The organism is Pseudomonas sp. MHK4 (assembly GCF_054600775.1).
On the sequence record NZ_BAAIAK010000008.1, the window covers coordinates 245,153 to 265,036 of the forward strand.

Below are 19,884 nucleotides of genomic sequence, written 5' to 3' on the forward strand. Positions count from 1 at the left end.
ACGCTTCCAAGAGATTGCCCATGAGTCAGCAAACGCCGTATATCTTCGACGCCACGACTGCCGATTTCGACCAGTCGGTGATCGAGAATTCCTTCCACAAACCGGTGCTGGTGGATTTCTGGGCCGAATGGTGTGCGCCCTGCAAGGTGCTGATGCCGATGCTGCAGACCATTGCCGAGAGCTATCAGGGCGAGCTGCTGCTGGCCAAGGTCAACTGCGACCTTGAACAGGACATCGTCGCCCGCTTCGGTATTCGCAGCCTGCCGACCGTGGTGCTGTTCAAGGATGGCCAGCCGGTCGATGGTTTTGCCGGTGCACAGCCGGAGTCGGCCGTGCGCGCGCTGCTCGAGCCCCATGTGCAAATGCCGCCACCGGCCGCCGCCGATCCGTTCGAACAGGCCCAGGCCTTGTTCGACGACAGCCGCTTCGCCGATGCCGAAGCCCTGCTCAAAGTACTGCTGGGCGAAGACAACACCAACGCCAAGGCGCTGATTCTTTACGCCCGCTGCCTCACCGAGCGGGGTGAGCTGGGCGAAGCGCAAGCCGTGCTCGACGCGGTCAAGAACGATGAACACAAGGCTGCCCTGGCCGGCGCCAAGGCGCAGATCAAGTTCCTCGGCCAGGCCAAGGACTTGCCGGATGCCGCCGACCTGAAGGCACGCCTGGCGAAAAACGCGCAGGACGATGAAGCGGTCTACCAACTGGCCGTTCAACAACTGGCCCGCCAGCAATACGACGCGGCGCTGGATGGACTGCTCAAGCTGTTCATCCGCAATCGCAGCTACAGCGAAGGGTTGGCGCACAAGACCTTGCTGCAGGTGTTCGAGTTGCTGGGTAATGACCATCCGCTGGTGACCACTTACCGCCGCAAGTTATTCGCCGCGTTGTATTAACAAGCCCCTGTAGGAGCGAGCATGCTCGCGATGGGCGTCAACGATGACGCGTACTGTCTGTAGAAACGCGCCAGGCATCACGTCCATCGCGAGCATGCTCGCTCCTACAGCCAGCGGTAAATCGGCGTATCTGCGCCGCTCTCCACCTTCACATCCGGGCTGTGCCGCAAGCGTACCAACAGGCGCTTGCCCGCCGCCGCGCTGCCGGTCAGCCCTTCCAGTTGATCGAGCAGATCCGGCCCGCTCAATTGCCCCGCCTTGCGCAGCAAATCCCGGGCAACCTGCCACAGCGCATCGTCCTGATTCAGTGGTTTCGCCGCTGGTGCACTGACCTCGGTCTTTTCCACTTTTAACTGCGCGCCCAGCCGCGCCCAATCGGCTTCATCCATCTCCAGCGTCAAGTCCACCGGCCAGTCGCCGATGCTTCCGCGAATTCGCAACATGAGTCAGCTCCCGAACAATTCTTCGCACCCATGCTCCCATGGGGCTTGTGCAACGCCAAGCAGGCAGTCACACTCTGCGCATCATGTTATAAGATTACATAACATTTTTTTCATCTTGTCTTTCGGAGACTCGCCATGCGTCACCTGCTTCTCGCCCTGCCGTTTGCCTTGTTGCCGCTGGCTGTCGCCCACGCCGCCGACGAACATGATCACGACCATGAACACGGCAGCCTTGGCGCGCACGAGCACGGTGTCGCTCGCCTGAACGCGGCGCTGGACGGCCAAACCCTGGCGCTGGAGCTGGACAGTCCGGCGATGAACCTGGTGGGTTTCGAGCACGTCGCCGCGACCGACGTCGACAAAGCCAAGGTTACTGCGGCCCGAGCTCGACTCGAGCAACCGCTGGCGCTGTTCAGCCTGCCGAAGGCCGCGGGTTGTATGGTGGAAAACCAGGAGCTGGAAAGCCCGTTGTTTGGCGACACGCCAGAGGCCGCCGATGAACACCACCATGAACACAGCGAGATCCACGCCCGTTATCAATTCACCTGCGCCACGCCGAGCGCGCTGAAGACTCTGGATCTGGCGAATATCTTCAACAGCTTCCCGGCAACTCAGAAAATTGAAGTACAACTGATCGGCCCGAACGGGCAGCAAGGGGTTGAAGTGACGGCCACGGCTGCCTCCCTCAAATTCTGAATCTACCTCCTACAGGTCATCAATGTTCATGAAATCGGCACCATGACCCAAGCACTCATCGAATTGTCCGACCTGGGCTTCAGTTGGCCCGGTCATCCGCCCTTGCTGGATATCCCGGCGTTTCGCCTTTCACCTGGGGAAACCCTGTTCCTCAAGGGCCCCAGCGGCAGCGGCAAGACCACCCTGCTGGGCCTGCTCGGCGGTGTGCAAAAGCCCGATCGTGGCAGCATTCGCCTGCTCGGCCAGGAGCTGACCGAACTCTCGGCCGGTGCCCGCGATCACTTTCGTGTCGATCACACCGGCTACATCTTCCAGCAGTTCAACCTGCTGCCGTTTCTGTCTGTGCGCGAGAACGTCGAACTGCCCTGCCACTTCTCGAAACTGCGCGCCGAGCGGGCGAAACAGCGCCACGGCAGCATCGACCAGGCAGCCGCCACCCTGCTCGCCCATCTGGGCTTGAAGGATGACAACATCCTCGCGCGCCGCGCCGACTCCCTGTCCATCGGGCAGCAGCAAAGAGTGGCCGCCGCGCGCGCGCTGATCGGCCAGCCGGAACTGGTGATCGCCGACGAGCCGACCTCGGCCCTGGACTACGACGCCCGGGAGAACTTCATTCGCCTGCTGTTCGCCGAATGCCGCGAGGCCGGCTCAAGCCTGCTGTTCGTCAGCCATGACCAGAGCCTGGCGCCGCTGTTCGATCGCAACCTGTCGCTGGCCGAGCTCAATCGCGCCGCCACCCCGTCCGAGGTCTGAGATGTATCTGTTTCGTTTAGCCATGGCCAGCCTGGCTAACCGCCGTTTCACCGCGATCCTCACCGCGTTCGCCATCGCCCTGTCGGTGTGCCTGCTGCTGGCCGTGGAGCGGGTGCGCACCGAGGCCAAGGCCAGTTTCGCCAGCACCATCAGCGGCACCGACCTGATCGTCGGCGCGCGTTCCGGTTCGGTCAACCTGCTGCTGTACTCGGTATTTCGCATCGGCAACGCCACCAACAACATCCGCTGGGACAGTTTCGAACACTTCGCCAGCAACCCGAAAGTGAAGTGGGCCATTCCGATGTCCCTAGGCGATTCACATCGCGGCTATCGGGTGATGGGCACCACCGAGGCGTATTTCGAACACTATCAGTACGGCCGCCAGCAACACCTGGAACTGGCCGAGGGCCGTGCCTTCGCCACCGACCCCTTCGAAGTGGTGCTCGGTGCCGAAGTCGCGGACGCGCTGCACTACAAACTCGGCGACAAACTGGTGCTGGCCCATGGCGTGGCCGTGATCAGCCTGGTCAAGCACGACGACAAGCCATTCACCGTGGTCGGCATCCTCAAGCGCACCGGCACCCCGGTGGACCGCACGCTGCACATCAGCCTCGGCGGTATGGAAGCCATTCACGTCGATTGGCACAACGGCGTGCCGGCCCGTGGCAACGGGCGGATCAGCGCCGATCAGGCGCGCAACATGGACCTGACACCCCAGGCGATCACCGCGTTCATGCTCGGCCTCAACAGCAAGATCTCGACCTTTGCCCTGCAGCGCGACATCAACGAATTCCGCGGCGAACCGATGCTGGCGATCCTGCCGGGCGTGGCGCTGCAAGAGCTATGGAGCTTGATGAGCACTGCGGAAAAAGCGTTGTTCGTGGTGTCGCTGTTCGTGGTGCTGACCGGGTTGATCGGCATGCTCACGGCGATTCTCACCAGTCTCAACGAACGCCGGCGGGAGATGGCGATCCTGCGGTCGGTGGGCGCGCGGCCGTGGCACGTCGCGACGCTGCTGGTGCTGGAGGCGTTTGCCCTGGCGTTGGCCGGTGTGGCGGCCGGCGTGGCATTGCTTTACGTTGGTATCGCGGCGGCCCAGGGTTACGTGCAAGCCAATTACGGCCTGTTTCTGCCGCTGGCGTGGCCGAGTGAATATGAATGGACGCTACTCGGTGGCATCCTGATCGCTGCGTTGCTGATGGGCAGCGTGCCAGCCTGGCGCGCCTATCGCCAATCCCTGGCCGATGGCCTGTCGATCCGTTTATGAGGACGTTGAAATGCCCCGCGCTGTCTTTGCGCTGTTGATGTTGGTCGCCCTGCCGTTGTGGGCGGCCCAGCCGAAAGAGCTGACCTGGTCGGAAATGATTCCGCCGGATGCGGCGCCAGAAGTGCCGAACATGACGCCGCTGCACGACCTGTCGAAGATCAGCGATGCACTGGCCGCCGAATCGGCACCAGCGGCGAAGCAGGACATGCCCAACGCCCCGGTGGTCAAGGCCCTCGACGGGCAGAACATTCGTTTGCCGGGCTACATCGTGCCGCTGGAAGTGAGTGAAGAAGGTCGTACCACGGACTTTCTGCTGGTGCCGTATTTCGGCGCCTGCATCCACGTGCCGCCACCGCCGTCGAACCAGATCGTGCATGTCAAAAGCGCAGTCGGCGTGAAGCTCGACGAGCTGTATCAGCCGTACTGGATCGAGGGGGCGATGCAGGTCAAGTCGTCCACCAGTGAGTTGGCGGATGCCGGGTACCAGATGGAGGCGGACAAGATCTACCTGTATGAATTACCGGAGTGAATCCGGTGGTCGTGTGTTGTTTGGTCGATAGTCATCGCCAGCAGGCTAGCTCCCACAAGGAATCGCCTGTCCCTGTGGGAGCCAGCCTGCTGGCGATGAGGCCATCGAAAACACCACAAATACCAAACCCATCACGATTTCATTGAGCTGAGTCAAAAGACCGAATCGTTAGCCGCCTTACCATTGGACATCGAAGAATTTTAACGTCCTCTGGAGCCCCCCATGAACAAGTCCTTGCTCGGTGCCTCGCTGGTAGCGCTGGCGCTTGCAGCCCCGTTCGCCCACGCCCACGAAGCCGGTGACATCATCCTTCGTGCCGGTGCGATTACCGTCAACCCGGAGGCCGACAGTTCCACGGTCAAGGTCGATCAGGGTCCGCTGAGCGGCGCCGACCTGGGTGGCAAGGCGACCATGAGCAGCGACACGCAACTGGGTCTGAACGTTGCCTACATGATCACCAACAACTGGGGGATCGAGTTGCTCGCGGCCACGCCGTTCGAGCATGACGTCAAACTCAAGGGCACCGCCTTGAGTGCAGCCAACGGCAAACTCGGTACGCTGAAACACCTGCCACCTACCCTCAGCGTGGTGTACTACCCGCTGGATGCCAAATCCGACTTCCAGCCGTACCTCGGCGCCGGTATCAATTACACCTGGATCTACGACGAGCATGTCGGCAGCCAAGCCCAGGCCAACGGCTTCAGCAACTTCAAGGCAGAAAACTCCTGGGGCATGGCGTTCCAGGTCGGTGCGGATTACATGCTGACCGACAATGTGATGATCAACGCCCAAGTGCGCTACATCGACATCGATACCCGCGCGACCGTGGAAAACGATGCCGTGGCACCGGGCACCCGGGCACGGGTGAACGTGGATGTCGATCCGTTCATCTACATGGTCGGTCTGGGTTACAAGTTCTAAGTATTCACGTGGTGGTGGATGGGTCGTTCCCATGCTCTGTGGACGGGAATGATCAGCAACAAAAAAAAGGCGCCTCAACCGGCGCCTTTTTCTATTGTCCCAGCAACCGTGCCAGCCCGACGCTCAACGGTGTCGGCTCGGGCGCCCGGAAGCGCTCCAGCAGACGCCGGTTGTTAGCCCGGGAATGCCGAATGTCACCTGAGCGCGCGGGGCCGTAGCTCACCGGTGGCAGCTGGCCAACCACGACCTCAAGGGCCGCAAGCATCTGCTTGAGACTGGTCGCCTGGTTCCAGCCGACGTTGACCGCGCCCTCTTCCACCTGGGGTTTCTCGATGGCCTGCACCAGCAAATCGACCAGATCCTCGACGTAGAGAAAGTCCCGCGTCTGCTCGCCGTCGCCAAACACGGTGATCGGCAAGCCTTTGTGCGCGCGCTCGCTGAAAATGCTGATCACCCCGGAATACGGCGAGGACGGGTCCTGGCGTGGGCCGAAGATGTTGAAGAAGCGGAAAATCACCGGTTCCAGCCCATGCTCGCGCCGGTAGAAATCGAAGTACTGCTCGCTCGCCAGCTTGTCCACCGCGTAGGGCGTCAACGGCGCCTTGGGCGTGTCTTCATCGATTGACTCGCCCTCGCCATTGTTGCCATACACCGCCGCGCTGGAGGCGAACAGCACGCGCTTGACGCCCGACTGGCGCATGGCTTCGCAGACATTCAGCGAGCCGATGAAGTTGCTCTGGTGGGTTTTCACTGGGTCGTCCACCGACGCCTGTACCGACGCCACTGCCGCCAGGTGCGCCACGGCGCTGCAACCGGCCATCGTACGGGCGACCAGGGCGGCATCGGCTACGTCGCCGACGATCAGCTCGACCTTGGGATTGTCCAGCGGCAGATTGCCGGGTTTACCGGTGGACAGATCGTCGAGAATCCTTACCGAATAGCCCTTGGCGAGCAAGGCGTCGGTGAGATGGGAGCCAATGAAACCGGCACCCCCGGTAATCAGAACGGGGCGATCAGCCATGACGATAGAACCTGTCCAGAAGGCTCGGAAGGGCCGCACGCCAGGCGCGTGGCTTGATTCCGAAGGTGTGCAGAATTTTCTTGCAGGCCAGCACCGCGTGTTGCGGTTCTTCCGCGGCGTCCGGGCGCGCGGCGTGGGCCTGGGCGGTCGGCGCTTCGATGGCCAGCGGGTGCAAGGCGCGGGCTTCGGTGAGAATCGCCTGGCCCAGGGCCAGCGGCGTGGTCGCCTCATGCCCGGCGTAGTGGTAGGTGCCCCACAGCGGCGCGCTGCAGTCGAGTTGCTTGAGCACCGAAATGATCACCCGTGCCGCGTCGTCCACCGGAGTCGGATTGCCCCGGCGGTCGTCGGCCAGAAGCAGTTCCTCGGGTTGCTCGGCGCGACCGAGGAACCGCCCGAGCGTGCCGTCGGGACTGTCATCGAGCAGCCAGCCGAAACGCAACAGCACGTGTTGCGGGCAGGTGGCGCGCACGCTTTGCTCGATCCGCCACAAGGCCTGGCCACGCAGGCCCAGCGGCAGCGGTTCGTCTTTTTCGCTGTAGGCGGTCGCCCGGGAGCCGTCGAACACGCGGTAGCTCGAGGGCTGCACCAGGACGATGTTATGATGCTGGCACAGTTCAGCCAGGCGCTCGATCGCCCGCTCCTGCCCGGCCAGGCGCTGTTCGCTGACCGTCTCCGCCTGGAACCAGTCGAAGTAGTAGGCGAGGTTGATCAACGCGTCCGGGCGGGTGTCGTCGAGCAGTTGAGTCAGGCTCGCGGCATCCCAGCCGTCTTGGGGTGGGCGGGGGGCGAGGAAACCGATGTCTTCCTCCGCACCGAGGCGAATCAGCGCCTGCCCAAGGGCATTTCCGCCGCCCAGTAACATAAGGCGCATTCGCATAGAGTCAGCAGGCCCAGTCTGATTGGAACAATGGTTTTATCGACAGCGCCCGCGGGCGATGTCATCGATAGTTGCCGGAATCGTTGCATTTTGCGGGTTTAGTGCGCAACCGTCATCCGTAAAGTGTAGATGTGCGGGATTTGTGGTGCTGCTACTGGCCTCTTCGCGAGCAGGCTCGCACCACAATGGATTTACGTACACCGGCCCATTGTAGGAGCGGGCTTGCCTGCGAAGGGGCCCTGTCAGTCCACAGAGATCCCTCAGCGGTACTTGCAACTTCCCGCCCCCACCCGCATAAATTGCCCCATGAACCTGCCTATCCCCGCCGACAGTGCCCTGGCCGGCTTCCACCCCGCCGTCAGCGCCTGGTTCAGCAAGACGTTTGCGACGATCACCGCCGCCCAGGCTCGGGCGTGGCCGTTGATCCGCCAGCGCCGCTCGACCCTGATTGCCGCCCCCACAGGTTCCGGCAAGACCCTTACCGCCTTTCTCGCCGTGATCGACGACCTGGTCCACCGTGGCCTGGAAAACTCTGAAGGCCTGCCAAACGAAACCCTGGTGGTCTACGTCTCGCCGCTCAAGGCGCTGTCCAACGACATCCAGATCAACCTGCAAGACCCGTTGGCCGGCATCACCGAACAGTTGCGGGTGATGGGCCTGCCCGAACTGCGGATCAGCACCGCCGTGCGCACCGGCGATACCCCGCAAAAAGACCGCTCGGCGATGCGCAAGACCGCCCCGCACATCCTGGTCACCACCCCGGAATCGCTTTACGTGCTGCTCGGCTCCGACTCCGGGCGGCAGATGCTCAGCACCACCGGTACGGTGATCGTCGATGAGATCCATGCCATCGCCGCCAGCAAGCGCGGCAGCCACCTGGCGCTGAGCCTCGAACGCCTGCAGGCGCTGTGCGCCAAACCGCTGGTGCGCATCGGCCTCTCGGCCACGCAAAAACCCATCGAGGCGGTGTCACGCTTTTTGGTCGGTCGTGATCGCCCCTGCGAGATCGTCGATATCGGCCACGCCCGCCCGCGTGACCTGGGCATCGAAGTGCCACCCGTGCCGCTGTCGGCGGTGATGGCCAACGATGTCTGGGAGCTGGTCTATGACCGTCTTGCCGCCCTTGCCCGCGAGCACCGAACTACGCTGATTTTCGTCAACACCCGACGTCTGGCCGAGCGCCTGAGCCGACACCTGAGCGAACGCCTCGGCAAAGAAGCAGTGGCCGCCCACCACGGCAGCCTGGCCAAGGAGTTTCGCCTGGACGCCGAACAGCGGCTCAAGCGTGGCGAGCTGCAGGTGTTGATCGCCACCGCGTCGCTGGAGCTGGGCATCGACATTGGCGATGTCGACCTGGTGTGCCAGATCGCCTCGCCGCGCTCGATTGCCGGTTTTCTGCAAAGGGTTGGACGTTCCGGGCACCAGGTCGGCGGTACACCCAAGGGCCGCCTGTTCGCCACTACCCGCGACGACCTGATCGAATGCGTCGCGCTGCTCGACTGCGTGCGCCGGGGTGAGCTCGACACCCTGCTGATCCCCGAGGCGCCGCTGGACGTCCTGGCGCAACAGATCATCGCCGAAGTCAGTTGCCAGGAATGGCCGGAGCAGGCGTTGCTGGACATGCTGCGCAACGCCTCGCCCTACAGCGGCCTCGACGAAAAACACTATCAGGCGCTGCTGCAGATGCTCGCCGAGGGCTTTGACGGGCGCCAGGGTATCCGCAGTGCCTATCTGCATCGCGACGCCGTGAGCCGCACCCTGCGCGGTCGCAGGGGCGCCAAGCTGACGGCGGTGACCAGCGGCGGGACCATCCCTGACAATGCCGACTACAGCGTTCTGCTCGAGCCCCAAGGGCTGAACATCGGCAGCGTCAACGAAGACTTCGCGGTGGAGAGCATCGCCGGGGATGTATTTCAGCTGGGCAATACGTCGTACCGGATCCTGCGGGTCGAAACCGGCAAGGTCCGGGTCGAGGATGCCCAGGGTCAGCCGCCGACCATTCCGTTCTGGCTCGGCGAGGCACCGGGTCGCAGCGCCGAACTGTCGTTTGCCGTGGCGCGCTTGCAGGCCCGGCTCGATACCCTGCTCGGCGAGACGCCGGGCAACTTGCAGCCCGCCCTCGACTGGCTGACCCAGACCCTGGGCCTTAACCTGGCCAGCGCCGAACAACTGGTGGAATACCTCGCCCGCGCGCGGCAGACACTGGGCGCGTTGCCATCCCAAGACACCTTGCTGATGGAGCGCTTCTTCGACGAGTCCGGTGGCACCCAGCTGGTTATCCACAGCCCGTTCGGCAGTCGTATCAACCGCGCCTGGGGCCTGGCCTTGCGCAAACGGTTCTGCCGTACCTTCAACTTCGAGTTGCAAGCCGCCGCCAGCGAGGACGCCATCGTGTTGTCGATGTCCAGCAGCCACAGTTTTGAACTAACTGACGTGTGGCGCTACCTGCACAGCAACACCGCCGAGCACATCCTGATTCAGGCCGTGCTCGATGCGCCATTGTTTGGCGTGCGCTGGCGCTGGAATGCCGGCGTGGCGCTGGCGCTGCCGCGCTATCGCGGTGGGCGCAAAGTGCCGCCGCAGATCCAGCGGATGAAAAGCGAAGACCTCACCGCCAGCGTGTTCCCAGACCAGATCGCCTGCGTGGAAAACCTCGTAGGCGAGCGCGACATCCCCGACCATCCGCTGGTGGAGCAGACCCTGGACGATTGCCTGCACGACGCCATGGACAGCAACGGTTGGCTGGACCTGTTGCGGCGCATGGAACGCGGCGAGATTCGCCTGATCAGCCGCGACCTGCCCGCGCCCTCGCCCCTGGCCGCGGAAATCCTCAGCGCCAGGCCCTACACCTTTCTCGACGATGCGCCCCTGGAGGAACGCCGCACCCAGGCGGTGCTCAACCGTCGCTGGAGCGAGCCGCAGTCCACTGACGACCTGGGGGCGCTGGACGCCGAAGCCATTGACACGGTGCGTGAAGAGGCCTGGCCCACGCCCGGCAACGTCGATGAGATGCACGAGACCTTGATGAGCCTGGCCTGCATCACCGACGCCGAGGCCCGCGCCAACCCGCACTGGCTGGAATGGCTGAATGACCTGGCTGACAGCGGTCGAGCCTGCCGCATCAGCCGGTCACTGTGGCTGGCGCTGGAACGACTGACGTGCCTGCAGGCGATTTATCCACACGCGGATCTGTCTCCACACTTGCAGGCTCTGCCAGGTTTCGATCTGGCCTGGGCACCGGACGACGCAGTGGTTGAAGTGATTCGAGCGCGGCTCAGCGCCTTTGGTCCACTGCCACTGCAGGCGATTGCCGAACCCCTCGAATTGCCGGCCATGGACGTCAGCCAGGCACTGGCGCAACTGGAAGGCGAAGGGTATGTGCTGCGCGGGCGCTTCACCCCTTGCACCGCCGAGGAAGAATGGTGCGAGCGTCATTTGCTGGCGCGGATTCATCGCTACACCGTCAAGCGCCTGCGCCGGGAAATCGAGCCCGTGGCCTTGCAGGACTTCATGCGATTCCTGTTCGACTGGCAGCACCTGTCCAACGCCACCCGCGGCCAGGGCAGCGCGGTGTTGCCGGCGATCGTCACTCAGCTCGAAGGCTACCCCGCCGCCGCTTCGGCCTGGGACAGCGAACTGCTGCCCGCGCGGCTCAAGGACTATTCGCCCACCTGGCTCGATGATGCGTGCCGCAGCGGAAAGCTGGCCTGGACCCGACTGACCGCGCGCAATCGCGGCACCGGCACCGCCCTGCGCAGCACGCCGATCGTGTTGTTGCCGCGTAATCGGGTCGGTATCTGGAGCGACTTGACCGAGCAGACGCCGGTCAGCGAACTGTCGCCCAAGACCCAGAAGGTTCACGCCGCCCTCAGCCAGCACGGCGCGCTGTTTTTCGATGAGCTGATCCACGAAGCACACCTGCTGCGCGCAGAACTGGAAATCGCCCTGCAGGAACTGGTGGGTGCGGGGTTGGTGAACGCCGACAGTTTTGCCGGCCTGCGGGCGCTGATCACACCGGCCAGCAAGCGCCAGCAGCGTAGCAGCCGACGCGGGCGCGGGGCCTTTGTCGGCGGCATGGACGACGCCGGGCGCTGGGCACTTTTGCGACGCGCGGTGGTGACGCCGGCTGTGGATAACCCGCGACCAACGCCAACCCCCGCCGACACCTTGGAACACATCGCCATGACCTTGTTGCGCCGCTACGGCGTGGTGTTCTGGCGCTTGCTGGAGCGTGAAGCCGATTGGCTGCCGAGCTGGCGGGAATTGCTGCGCACCTTCCATCGGCTGGAAGCGCGGGGTGAGATTCGTGGCGGACGTTTTGTCAGTGGCCTGGCGGGCGAGCAATTCGCGCTGCCGGAGGCGATTCCATTGCTGCGCGAAGTCCGCCGTCGACCCCATGACGGCAGCTTGATCTCGGTGTGCGGGGTCGATCCGCTGAACCTCGCCGGCACCCTGTTGCCCGGTGCGAAAGTGCCGGCGCTGGCGAGTAATCGGCTGGTGTATCGCGATGGCCTGCCGGCTGCGGCGCAGATTGCGGGCAAGCAGTATATGTGGCTTGAGCTGGATCAGCAGGCCATGGCTGAAGTGCAGAACAAGCTGATCCGGCATTGAGGTTGTCTGGGCGGGCCCTATCGCCAGCAGGCTAGCTCCCACAATGGACCGGTGTACCCAGATCCATTGTGGGAGCCAGCCTGCTGGCGATGGGGCCATCAAAACCGACAAATTTATTGGGGCCGAGGCCGATCCGGCATCAACACCGCCGCATGCTCCGGCTCAGCCGCCCCATCATGCACAGGCTCCGCCGCCGGCCTCTGCACTAAAACCTGCTGTGGATAAGTCTGCGCGAAATGCACCCACGGACTGTTATCCACAAGCTTTTTCAAACGCTGGTTGAACGCCCGGCTCACCGCATATTGCCCGCCCGACACGGTGCGAAACTGTGCCGTCAGCACCACGCCATTGAGGTCCATCTTGTCGACGCCGAACACATCCAGCGGACCTTGCAGGTTGTACCGCAGGAACGGGTCTTCACTGATCGAATGCCCGGCCTCGCGAATCAGCTCGATGGCCTTGTCGACATCGGTGTCATAGGTGAACTGCACGGAGAAGAACGCATAGGCAAATTGCCGTGATTGGTTGGTCACGGCCTTGATCTGGCCAAAGGGCACCGAGTGCACGAAGCCTTTGCCGTCGCGCAGGCGCAAGGTGCGGATGGTCAGGCCTTCGACCGTGCCGGCATGCCCGGAATCGAGCACCACCCAGTCACCGATGGACAGGGTGTCTTCGATGATGATGAACAATCCCGTGATCACGTCCTGCACCAGTTGCTGAGAGCCGAAACCTATGGCCAGGCCAATGACCCCGGCACCGGCCAGGAACGGCGCGACATTGATGCCAAGGTTGGCCATGGTGGTGATGGCGCAGATCACCACCAGGATGATTTTGATCGCATTGCGCAGCAACGGCAGGATGGTCTTGATCCGCGTACTCGGCTGGCGCGCCCCGCGTTTGCTGGCCGGTGGTTTCAGGGCTTCCTGGATCGCCGTGTCGAGCACCACCCAGACCATCCACGTCACCAGGAAGATCAGGCCGATATGGCTCAAGGAATCACTGATCGCCCGCCCCACGGCATTGCTCACCGCAAAATCGAACAGCGACACACCCCAGATTCGTCCGAGGACATCGATGAACACGATGGCCATGGCAATGCGCAACAACGCGTGGGAGAGGCTCAGGAAGCGTTCCTTGTAGGCGCCACTGCGGCGCACGTCGGACTCGCTGCGGGTCTTGAACAGGTGATGCAGCGTCGTGCTGAGAAACACCGTGGCAATCAGCAACACCGTGGTCAACAGCGCGCTGCGCAGCACTTGCTGGTTGTCATCGCCAATGCCGATCAGGTTGATGATCGAGACCAGCACCATCAACAGGATCGGCCAGTACCAGAGCCCGGAAAAAATCCGCAGGGTTTCGCGCAAGGCTGGCTGTGCCCGCCGTTGGGCCAGCGGCAGGATGCGGATCACCTGGGCGACCGGACGGCGCATGCGCAATACCAGCAAACCAAAGGAAATCGAGGCGGCCAGGCCGGTGAACACGGCGATGCTGCTGGTGAGGTTGTTGCCCAGTTGATGGGCGATCTGCGGGCTGGTCAAGGCGTCGCTCAGGGCGACCAGGAAGCCGATCGCGAACAGTGGTCGTGGGCTGTCCTGGCGAATGATCTGCACCGCCCGGCGCTTGTGACCGACATTGAACAGCACCACCAGGGACATCACTAATGACGAAGCGAACACGCCGCTGCTGGTGGCATAGGCAAAACACAACGCCAGCGCCCTGCCGGCCGATACCGGCAATAACTGGCTGGCATAAATCGTCAACGGCAGGCTGATCACCGCCGGGATGCTGTAAGGCAAGACATAACCCAGCAAGGCCTGCCCACGCTCTCGGCTGAGCAGCACCCGATGGCGGCACAGGCGTTCGGTCAAGAACTTGCCGAACATCCAGAGTAGGCCGAAGACACCCGCCCACACTGCCGTCAGCAACAGGAAGTCCCCCGCCACGCTCCAGCTTGAGCGCGCCGATGGGCGATTGACCAGTTGATCCACCTCATCGGCCGCACGGTCAGCGCGCAAACGCCAGGCGTCGAGCAGGTCCCTGTCGAGATTGAGCTTGCTCTGGACGTCGTCGATGCTCGAACTGATGGCACCCAGCAACCCGCCCTGGACCAAAGGCTCAGGGTGTGCCGCCGGCGTGGCGGCGGCCGGCACGCCCGGTATGGCCGCCGCCTGCAGTTCCTCGCTGCCGAACAACAACAGCGCCCCCACTAATATCGCCGTCTTGAGCCTGATCAAGGCATCCGCTCCTCTGGATAGGACTGTAAGGAACTGATCGAGAAATGCCGGACTAGTTCGCTGCTGGCCGGCCAATACCCGGCAATCTTTGCGCTCAAGACAAATATCAAATGCTCATCCCTGTATTTTTCCGCACAACCGGAACCCTGACACTGCGCTCCATCAAATCATCCCACCGGAGTTGCAGTCATGCCCATTGCCTTGCTCGCGCTGACCCTCAGCGCCTTTGCCATCGGGACGACCGAGTTCGTCATCGTTGGCCTGTTACCTACCATTGGCGCCGACCTAGGTGTCAGCCTGCCGTCGGCCGGCCTGTTGGTCAGCCTGTATGCGCTGGGCGTCGCCGTCGGCGCCCCGATACTGACCGCCCTGACCGGTAAAGTCCCGCGTAAACTGCTGTTGCTGTCATTGATGGTGCTGTTCACCCTGGGCAATCTTCTGGCCTGGCAGGCGCCCAGCTACGAGTCGCTGATCCTGGCGCGGATCGTCACCGGCCTGGCGCACGGGGTGTTTTTCTCGATCGGTTCGACCATCGCCACCAGTCTAGTGCCCAAGGAAAAAGCCGCCAGCGCGATCGCGATCATGTTCACCGGCCTGACCGTGGCCCTGGTCACCGGCGTCCCGCTGGGGACCTTCATCGGTCAGCATTTCGGCTGGCGTGAAACCTTCCTCGCCGTATCGGCCCTGGGTGTGATCGCCTTTATCGGTAGCCTGCTCTATGTGCCGAAAAACATCGCCCACAGCAAACCCGCCTCACTGTTGCAGCAGCTGCAAGTGCTCAAGCAACCGCGCCTGCTGCTGGTGTATGCCATGACGGCAGTCGGTTACGGTGGTTCGTTCATCGCCTTCACTTTCCTGGCGCCGATCCTTCAGGATATCTCCGGCTTCAGCGCCAGCACCGTCAGCCTGGTGCTGCTGGTCTACGGCATCTCGGTGGCCGTCGGCAACCTCTGGGGCGGCAAACTGGCGGACAAGCGTGGCCCGATCAGCGCCCTGAAAATCATCTTCGCCCTGCTCGCCGCCGTGCTGTTCGTGCTGACCTTCACCGCCGGCAATCCATGGCTGGCACTGGCGACCGTACTCGTCTGGGGCGCCGTGGCGTTCGGCAACGTGCCGGCGTTGCAGGTGTATGTGGTGCGCCAGGCTGAACATCACACGCCGAATGCGGTGGACGTGGCCTCCGGCCTGAACATCGCCGCGTTCAACCTCGGTATCGCAGGGGGCGCGTGGGGTGGTGGCTTGATCGTCGCACACATGGGCTTGATCCATACCGCGTGGATCGGCGGGTTGGTGGTGTTGGTAGCGTTGGCATTGACGGCCTGGAGCGGTCGCCTGGATCGGCTGGGCCCGGTCTATGCCACGGGTTCAAACCACGTCATCGCCGGTCACTGATCCCCCTGTAGGAGCCGGCTTGCCGGCGATGGCGGCGGCACATTCGACACGGGTGTGTCCGACATATCGCTATCGCCAGCAAGCCGGCTCCCACGGGCGTCGTGGTGGCTCGAGAAATACCGTCCGTAGCCCCGCCGAAACTTTCGCCCCCGCCCCACAGTCATCAAAAGATCAGGGGGCAGTCAGACGGGAGGCGACATGGCGGCGATTCACATCGGCATTTCAGGTTGGCGCTACACGCCCTGGCGGGGGGATTTCTACCCGAAGGGCCTGGCCCAGAAGCGCGAATTGCAATTCGCCTCACGGGCGGTCAACAGCATCGAGATCAATGGATCGTTTTACGCCCTGCAACGGCCCGAACGCTACGCCCAGTGGTATACCGAAACCCCGGCGCACTTTGTGTTCAGCGTCAAAGCCCCGCGTTTCATCACCCACATCAAGCGCCTGCGTGACATCCACAAACCCCTGGCGAATTTCTTCGCCTCCGGAGTGCTGGAACTCAAGGAAAAACTCGGCCCGATTCTTTGGCAGTTTCCACCCAACTTCAAATTCGACGCCGAACTGTTCGATACTTTCCTCGAGCAACTGCCCCACGACACCGAACAGGCCGCCGCCCTCGCCCGCCAGCACGACTCGCATGTGAACGGCCACGCCAGCCTGAAGGCGAGCAGGAAACAGCCCTTGCGACACGCCGTGGAAATCCGCAACGAAAGCTTCATCGACCCGGTATTTGTCCGCCTGCTCAAACGCCACAATACGGCCCTGGTCATCGCCGATACCGCCGGCAAATGGCCGTATCGCGAGGACCTCACCAGCGACTTCGTGTACCTTCGCCTGCACGGTGCCGAAGCGCTCTACGCCAGCGGCTACACCCCTCAGGCATTGAAGCGTTGGGGCGACCGGATCGAGGCCTGGCACCATGGACGGCAACCGGCTGACCCGCATCTGATCGCGCCGCGCCTGAAACCCAGGGCGCGCAAGTCCCGGGAAGTGTTCTGCTATTTCGATAACGACATCAAGGTCCGTGCACCCTTCGATGCGCGTCGCTTGCTGGAACGCTTCGACCTCGACAAAGAGCTGCTCACCGCCCCCGGTGAACCGGCTGCCGAAGGAGTGTTGCCATGAGCATTTCCGAACCGGTTGGCACCACCGACGAGCAGGCGACCATCGATAGCACGGTGCACCGCTTCACCGTACTGACGGTCAACACCCACAAGGGTTTCACGGCGTTGAACCGGCGTTTCATCCTGCCTGAACTGCGCGAAGCGGTGCGCAGCGTGTCTGCCGACGTGGTGTTTCTGCAGGAGGTTCACGGCACCCACGAACAACACCCCAAGCGCTACGACAATTGGCCGGCGATACCCCAGTACGAATTCCTCGCCGACACGCTCTGGCCGCAGTTTGCCTATGGCCGCAACGCGGTCTATCCGGCCGGCGATCACGGTAACGCCTTGCTGTCGAAATTCCAGATCGTTCGCCACGATAACCTCGACGTGTCCATCAGCGGCCACGAGAACCGCGGCATTTTGCATTGCGTGCTGCGCCTGCCGGGCGAAGGCCCGGAGGTGCACGCCATATGCGTCCATCTTGGCTTGCGCGAAACCCATCGTAATGAACAGCTCAAATTGCTGGGGCGCCGTCTTGAGTCGTTAGCTGCCGATGCGCCGGTGATCGTGGCCGGTGATTTCAACGACTGGCGCCAACGCGCCGATGCCCTGCTCAAACCCTGCGGTTTGCGCGAAGTGTTCGCCGAGCACCATGGCAAGCCGGCACGCAGTTTTCCTGCACGACTGCCGACCCTGCGCCTGGACCGCATCTATGTGCGCAACCTCAAGGCCAGCCGTCCGCAGGTTCTGGCCACCCGGCCCTGGTCCCACCTTTCGGATCACGCACCGTTGTCGGTGGAGATTGAGCTATGAGCAGCCCGTCGATGGAAAAAGCCGCGCTGGAAAAAACGATAGCCGCGCCGCCCATGAGCGAGCCGCAAAGGGTCGACGTCGAGTACGGCTGGCAAGGCAACAACCGGGTTGAACTGCTGGAAAACGGCGAAGCCTATTTCCCCAGGGTATTCGAGGCCATGCGCCAGGCTAAAACCGAGATTCTCCTGGAAACCTTCATTGTGTTCGAGGACAAGGTCGGCGAAGAACTGAAGTCCGTGCTCATCGAGGCGGCTCAACGGGGCGTACGCGTCACCGCGAGCTTCGACGGGTTTGGCTGCGGCGAGCTGACTGCCGGGTATCTCACCGCCTTGAGCGCTGCTGGCGTGCACTTGCAGATGTTCGACCCGGCCCCAAAGCGCCTGGGCATCCGCACCAACTGGTTCCGCCGCCTGCATCGCAAGATCGTGGTGGTAGACGGAACGCTTGCATTCATTGGCGGGATCAACTTCTCCGCCGATCATCTGGCCGACTTCGGCCCGGAAGCCAAGCAGGACTATTCGGTGGAAGTGCAAGGCCCGGCGGTGGCCGACATCCATCACTTTGCCCTGCTGCAATGCGGTCGCCCGGCCCGCGCCAAATACTGGTGGCAACGCCGTCGGCAACGGCGCTCGGAACTGGTCGTTACCGATCACGATGGCCAGGTGCGGCTGGTGTACCGCGATAACGCCGAGCATTCGACCGACATCGAAGAGGTTTACCGCCTGGCGCTGCGCACGGCGCAAAGGCGCGTGGTCATCGCCAACGCCTACTTTTTTCCTGGCTACCGGTTGCTGCGCGAAATTCGCAACGCTGCGCGCCGCGGCGTTGAAGTGCGTCTGATTTTGCAGGGGCAGCCGGACATGCTGGTGGCCAAGCTGGCGGCGCGCATGACCTACGACTACCTGCTCAAGTCCGGGGTGAAAATCTTCGAATACTGCGACCGGCCACTGCACGGCAAGGTCGCGCTGGTGGACGAAGACTGGAGCACCGTCGGCTCCAGCAACCTGGACCCGTTGAGCCTGTCGATGAACCTGGAGGCCAACGTGCTGATCCGTGACCGTGCCTTCAACCGGGACCTGTTCGAACGGCTCGAAGCACTCGCCGATCACCATTGCAAGGCCATGTCGGTGGACAAGGCCCCACGGGGGCGAATCTGGCACATGACCGTGGGCTTCCTGGTGTTCCACTTCCTGCGGCATTTTCCGGCATGGGCCGGTTGGTTGCCCGCGCACAAACCACGCTTGAAAGCATTCACCCCACCGACCGGGAGCAATCAACATGAGCCGCACTGAAGCACAGGCGGCATCCCACGCCGAGCACTCGGCCAAGTCGCGCTGGAGCCGTTGGAAAAGACCGCTGACAATGCTGTTTTTCCTGGCGTTGATCATCCTCTTGACGATGTTCGCCCAACGCATCGAATGGAACGAGGTGTTCGACACCCTGGCCGATTTCAAAGTGCGCACCTTGATCATCGCGTCCGGCCTGACCCTGGTGAGTTTTCTGGTCTACGCCTGTTTCGACCTGATTGGCCGCACCTACATCCGCCAGGACCTGACGTGGAAACAGATCCTGCCGGTGGGCATCATCAGCTACGCCTTCAACCTCAACCTGAGCGCCTGGGTCGGCGGCATCGCCATGCGCTATCGCCTGTACTCGCGGCTCGGTGTGAGCAAAGCCAACATTGCGAAAATCCTCGGCCTGAGCCTGGCGACCAACTGGTTTGGCTACATGGTGATTGCCGGGGCGGTGTTCAGCAGCGGGCTGGTGCGCATGCCACCAGGCTGGAAACTGAGCAGCGGCGCGCTACAGGCGGTGGGTGTGTTGCTGCTGCTGGTGAGTGCGGGGTATCTGGTGGCGTGCCAGTTTTCCAAACGTCGGGAGTGGGCGATTCGCGGGGTGGAAATCAACCTGCCGTCGCTGCGCATGGCGATCCTGCAACTGGCCCTGGGGGCGCTGAACTGGTCGCTGATGGCCGCGGTGATTTTCACCCTGCTGCCGAGCAAGCTGGATTATCCGCTGGTGCTGGGCGTGCTGCTGATCAGCGCCATCGCCGGGGTCATCACCCACATTCCGGCCGGGCTCGGTGTGCTGGAAGCGGTGTTCGTGGCACTGCTGCAACACGAGGTCTCGAGGGGCAGCCTGGTGGCGGGGTTGCTGGCCTATCGGGCGATCTATTTCCTGTTGCCGCTGTTGATCACGCTGGTGATGTACCTGCTGGTGGAGGCCAAGGCCAAGTCGTTGCGGATCTCGAGAAAACCTAAGAGTTAATCGCAAGATCAAAAGATCGCAGCCTGCGGCAGCTCCTGCACCGCAGGCTGCGATCTTTGG

Annotated in this window: 16 protein-coding genes; 12 read left to right on the top strand and 4 right to left on the bottom strand. The window is 62.9% G+C overall.

The window, feature by feature from the left end:
- The first annotated feature begins 20 nt into the window (after positions 1-20).
- On the top strand, positions 21-893 hold the full coding sequence (trxA, locus tag ACYP2Q_RS21035) for a thioredoxin (protein ID WP_459732284.1): 873 nt from the start codon (positions 21-23) through the stop codon (positions 891-893).
- Between the two features lie 104 nt (positions 894-997).
- Here the strand turns inward: trxA and ACYP2Q_RS21040 are convergent, their stop codons facing one another.
- On the bottom strand, positions 998-1,336 hold the full coding sequence (locus ACYP2Q_RS21040; RefSeq protein WP_459732285.1) for a hypothetical protein: 339 nt from the start codon (positions 1,334-1,336) through the stop codon (positions 998-1,000).
- 135 nt (positions 1,337-1,471) lie between these two features.
- On the opposite strand from ACYP2Q_RS21040, the gene ACYP2Q_RS21045 reads away from it, so the two are divergent.
- From ACYP2Q_RS21045 to ACYP2Q_RS21065, 5 genes are all read left to right on the top strand, one after another.
- Entirely contained in the window at positions 1,472-2,032 is a 561-nt protein-coding gene (locus ACYP2Q_RS21045; RefSeq protein ID WP_459732286.1) for a DUF2796 domain-containing protein, read from the top strand.
- 42 nt (positions 2,033-2,074) lie between these two features.
- Complete coding sequence (locus ACYP2Q_RS21050; RefSeq protein WP_274074407.1) at positions 2,075-2,785, top strand: ABC transporter ATP-binding protein; 711 nt, start codon at positions 2,075-2,077, stop codon at positions 2,783-2,785.
- A gap of 1 nt (position 2,786) precedes the next feature.
- Positions 2,787-4,052 carry an ABC transporter permease gene (locus ACYP2Q_RS21055; protein WP_459732287.1) on the top strand — a complete coding sequence of 422 codons (1,266 nt, stop codon included), beginning with the start codon at positions 2,787-2,789 and terminating at the stop codon, positions 4,050-4,052.
- Between the two features lie 10 nt (positions 4,053-4,062).
- Positions 4,063-4,581: a DUF3299 domain-containing protein gene (locus ACYP2Q_RS21060; RefSeq protein WP_459732288.1), complete on the top strand. Its 519-nt coding sequence runs from the start codon at positions 4,063-4,065 to the stop codon at positions 4,579-4,581.
- A 222-nt stretch (positions 4,582-4,803) separates the two neighbouring features.
- Positions 4,804-5,502: an OmpW/AlkL family protein gene (locus ACYP2Q_RS21065; protein ID WP_459732290.1), complete on the top strand. Its 699-nt coding sequence runs from the start codon at positions 4,804-4,806 to the stop codon at positions 5,500-5,502.
- A gap of 91 nt (positions 5,503-5,593) precedes the next feature.
- On the opposite strand, the gene ACYP2Q_RS21070 is transcribed toward ACYP2Q_RS21065, so the two are convergent.
- The gene (locus tag ACYP2Q_RS21070) at positions 5,594-6,523 is read right to left on the bottom strand and encodes an NAD-dependent epimerase/dehydratase family protein (protein ID WP_459732291.1); all 930 of its coding nucleotides are present in this window, start codon (positions 6,521-6,523) and stop codon (positions 5,594-5,596) included.
- Positions 6,516-7,400, bottom strand: a complete 885-nt coding sequence (locus ACYP2Q_RS21075) for a sugar nucleotide-binding protein (protein ID WP_046815894.1) — start codon at positions 7,398-7,400, stop codon at positions 6,516-6,518. The genes ACYP2Q_RS21070 and ACYP2Q_RS21075 overlap by 8 nt, the downstream gene beginning before the upstream one ends.
- A gap of 306 nt (positions 7,401-7,706) precedes the next feature.
- Here ACYP2Q_RS21075 and ACYP2Q_RS21080 point away from each other — a divergent pair, with 306 nt between their 5' ends.
- Entirely contained in the window at positions 7,707-12,011 is a 4,305-nt protein-coding gene (locus ACYP2Q_RS21080; protein WP_459732293.1) for a DEAD/DEAH box helicase, read from the top strand.
- A gap of 113 nt (positions 12,012-12,124) precedes the next feature.
- Here the strand turns inward: ACYP2Q_RS21080 and ACYP2Q_RS21085 are convergent, their stop codons facing one another.
- Positions 12,125-14,245, bottom strand: a complete 2,121-nt coding sequence (locus ACYP2Q_RS21085) for a mechanosensitive ion channel family protein (protein WP_459732294.1) — start codon at positions 14,243-14,245, stop codon at positions 12,125-12,127.
- Between the two features lie 189 nt (positions 14,246-14,434).
- Between ACYP2Q_RS21085 and ACYP2Q_RS21090 the strand changes: the two genes are divergently transcribed.
- The 5 genes from ACYP2Q_RS21090 (at position 14,435) to ACYP2Q_RS21110 (ending at position 19,824) form a co-directional block, all read left to right on the top strand.
- Entirely contained in the window at positions 14,435-15,637 is a 1,203-nt protein-coding gene (locus ACYP2Q_RS21090) for an MFS transporter (protein WP_459732295.1), read from the top strand.
- 198 nt (positions 15,638-15,835) lie between these two features.
- Positions 15,836-16,762: a DUF72 domain-containing protein gene (locus ACYP2Q_RS21095; protein ID WP_459732296.1), complete on the top strand. Its 927-nt coding sequence runs from the start codon at positions 15,836-15,838 to the stop codon at positions 16,760-16,762.
- Positions 16,759-17,556 (top strand): endonuclease/exonuclease/phosphatase family protein, encoded by a 798-nt coding sequence (locus tag ACYP2Q_RS21100; protein ID WP_459732297.1) that lies wholly within the window; start codon positions 16,759-16,761, stop codon positions 17,554-17,556. Before ACYP2Q_RS21095 ends, ACYP2Q_RS21100 begins: the two co-directional genes overlap by 4 nt.
- The gene (clsB, locus tag ACYP2Q_RS21105; RefSeq protein ID WP_459732298.1) at positions 17,553-18,848 is read left to right on the top strand and encodes a cardiolipin synthase ClsB; all 1,296 of its coding nucleotides are present in this window, start codon (positions 17,553-17,555) and stop codon (positions 18,846-18,848) included. The genes ACYP2Q_RS21100 and clsB overlap by 4 nt, the downstream gene beginning before the upstream one ends.
- Positions 18,835-19,824 (top strand): lysylphosphatidylglycerol synthase domain-containing protein, encoded by a 990-nt coding sequence (locus ACYP2Q_RS21110; protein ID WP_459732299.1) that lies wholly within the window; start codon positions 18,835-18,837, stop codon positions 19,822-19,824. The genes clsB and ACYP2Q_RS21110 overlap by 14 nt, the downstream gene beginning before the upstream one ends.
- Positions 19,825-19,884: the final 60 nt, after the last annotated feature.

Bases quoted from the DNA above. Each gene is read 5' to 3' on its own strand.
- ACYP2Q_RS21040 (WP_459732285.1), bottom strand. From the start codon at position 1,336: ATGTTGCGAATTCGCGGAAGCATCGGCGACTGGCCGGTGGACTTGACG.
- ACYP2Q_RS21090 (WP_459732295.1), top strand. From the start codon at position 14,435: ATGCCCATTGCCTTGCTCGCGCTGACCCTCAGCGCCTTTGCCATCGGG.
- ACYP2Q_RS21045 (WP_459732286.1), top strand. From the start codon at position 1,472: ATGCGTCACCTGCTTCTCGCCCTGCCGTTTGCCTTGTTGCCGCTGGCT.
- ACYP2Q_RS21095 (WP_459732296.1), top strand. From the start codon at position 15,836: ATGGCGGCGATTCACATCGGCATTTCAGGTTGGCGCTACACGCCCTGG.
- clsB (WP_459732298.1), top strand. From the start codon at position 17,553: ATGAGCAGCCCGTCGATGGAAAAAGCCGCGCTGGAAAAAACGATAGCC.
- ACYP2Q_RS21055 (WP_459732287.1), top strand. From the start codon at position 2,787: ATGTATCTGTTTCGTTTAGCCATGGCCAGCCTGGCTAACCGCCGTTTC.
- ACYP2Q_RS21080 (WP_459732293.1), top strand. From the start codon at position 7,707: ATGAACCTGCCTATCCCCGCCGACAGTGCCCTGGCCGGCTTCCACCCC.
- ACYP2Q_RS21060 (WP_459732288.1), top strand. From the start codon at position 4,063: ATGCCCCGCGCTGTCTTTGCGCTGTTGATGTTGGTCGCCCTGCCGTTG.
- ACYP2Q_RS21100 (WP_459732297.1), top strand. From the start codon at position 16,759: ATGAGCATTTCCGAACCGGTTGGCACCACCGACGAGCAGGCGACCATC.
- ACYP2Q_RS21075 (WP_046815894.1), bottom strand. From the start codon at position 7,400: ATGCGAATGCGCCTTATGTTACTGGGCGGCGGAAATGCCCTTGGGCAG.
- ACYP2Q_RS21065 (WP_459732290.1), top strand. From the start codon at position 4,804: ATGAACAAGTCCTTGCTCGGTGCCTCGCTGGTAGCGCTGGCGCTTGCA.
- ACYP2Q_RS21070 (WP_459732291.1), bottom strand. From the start codon at position 6,523: ATGGCTGATCGCCCCGTTCTGATTACCGGGGGTGCCGGTTTCATTGGC.
- trxA (WP_459732284.1), top strand. From the start codon at position 21: ATGAGTCAGCAAACGCCGTATATCTTCGACGCCACGACTGCCGATTTC.
- ACYP2Q_RS21050 (WP_274074407.1), top strand. From the start codon at position 2,075: ATGACCCAAGCACTCATCGAATTGTCCGACCTGGGCTTCAGTTGGCCC.
- ACYP2Q_RS21110 (WP_459732299.1), top strand. From the start codon at position 18,835: ATGAGCCGCACTGAAGCACAGGCGGCATCCCACGCCGAGCACTCGGCC.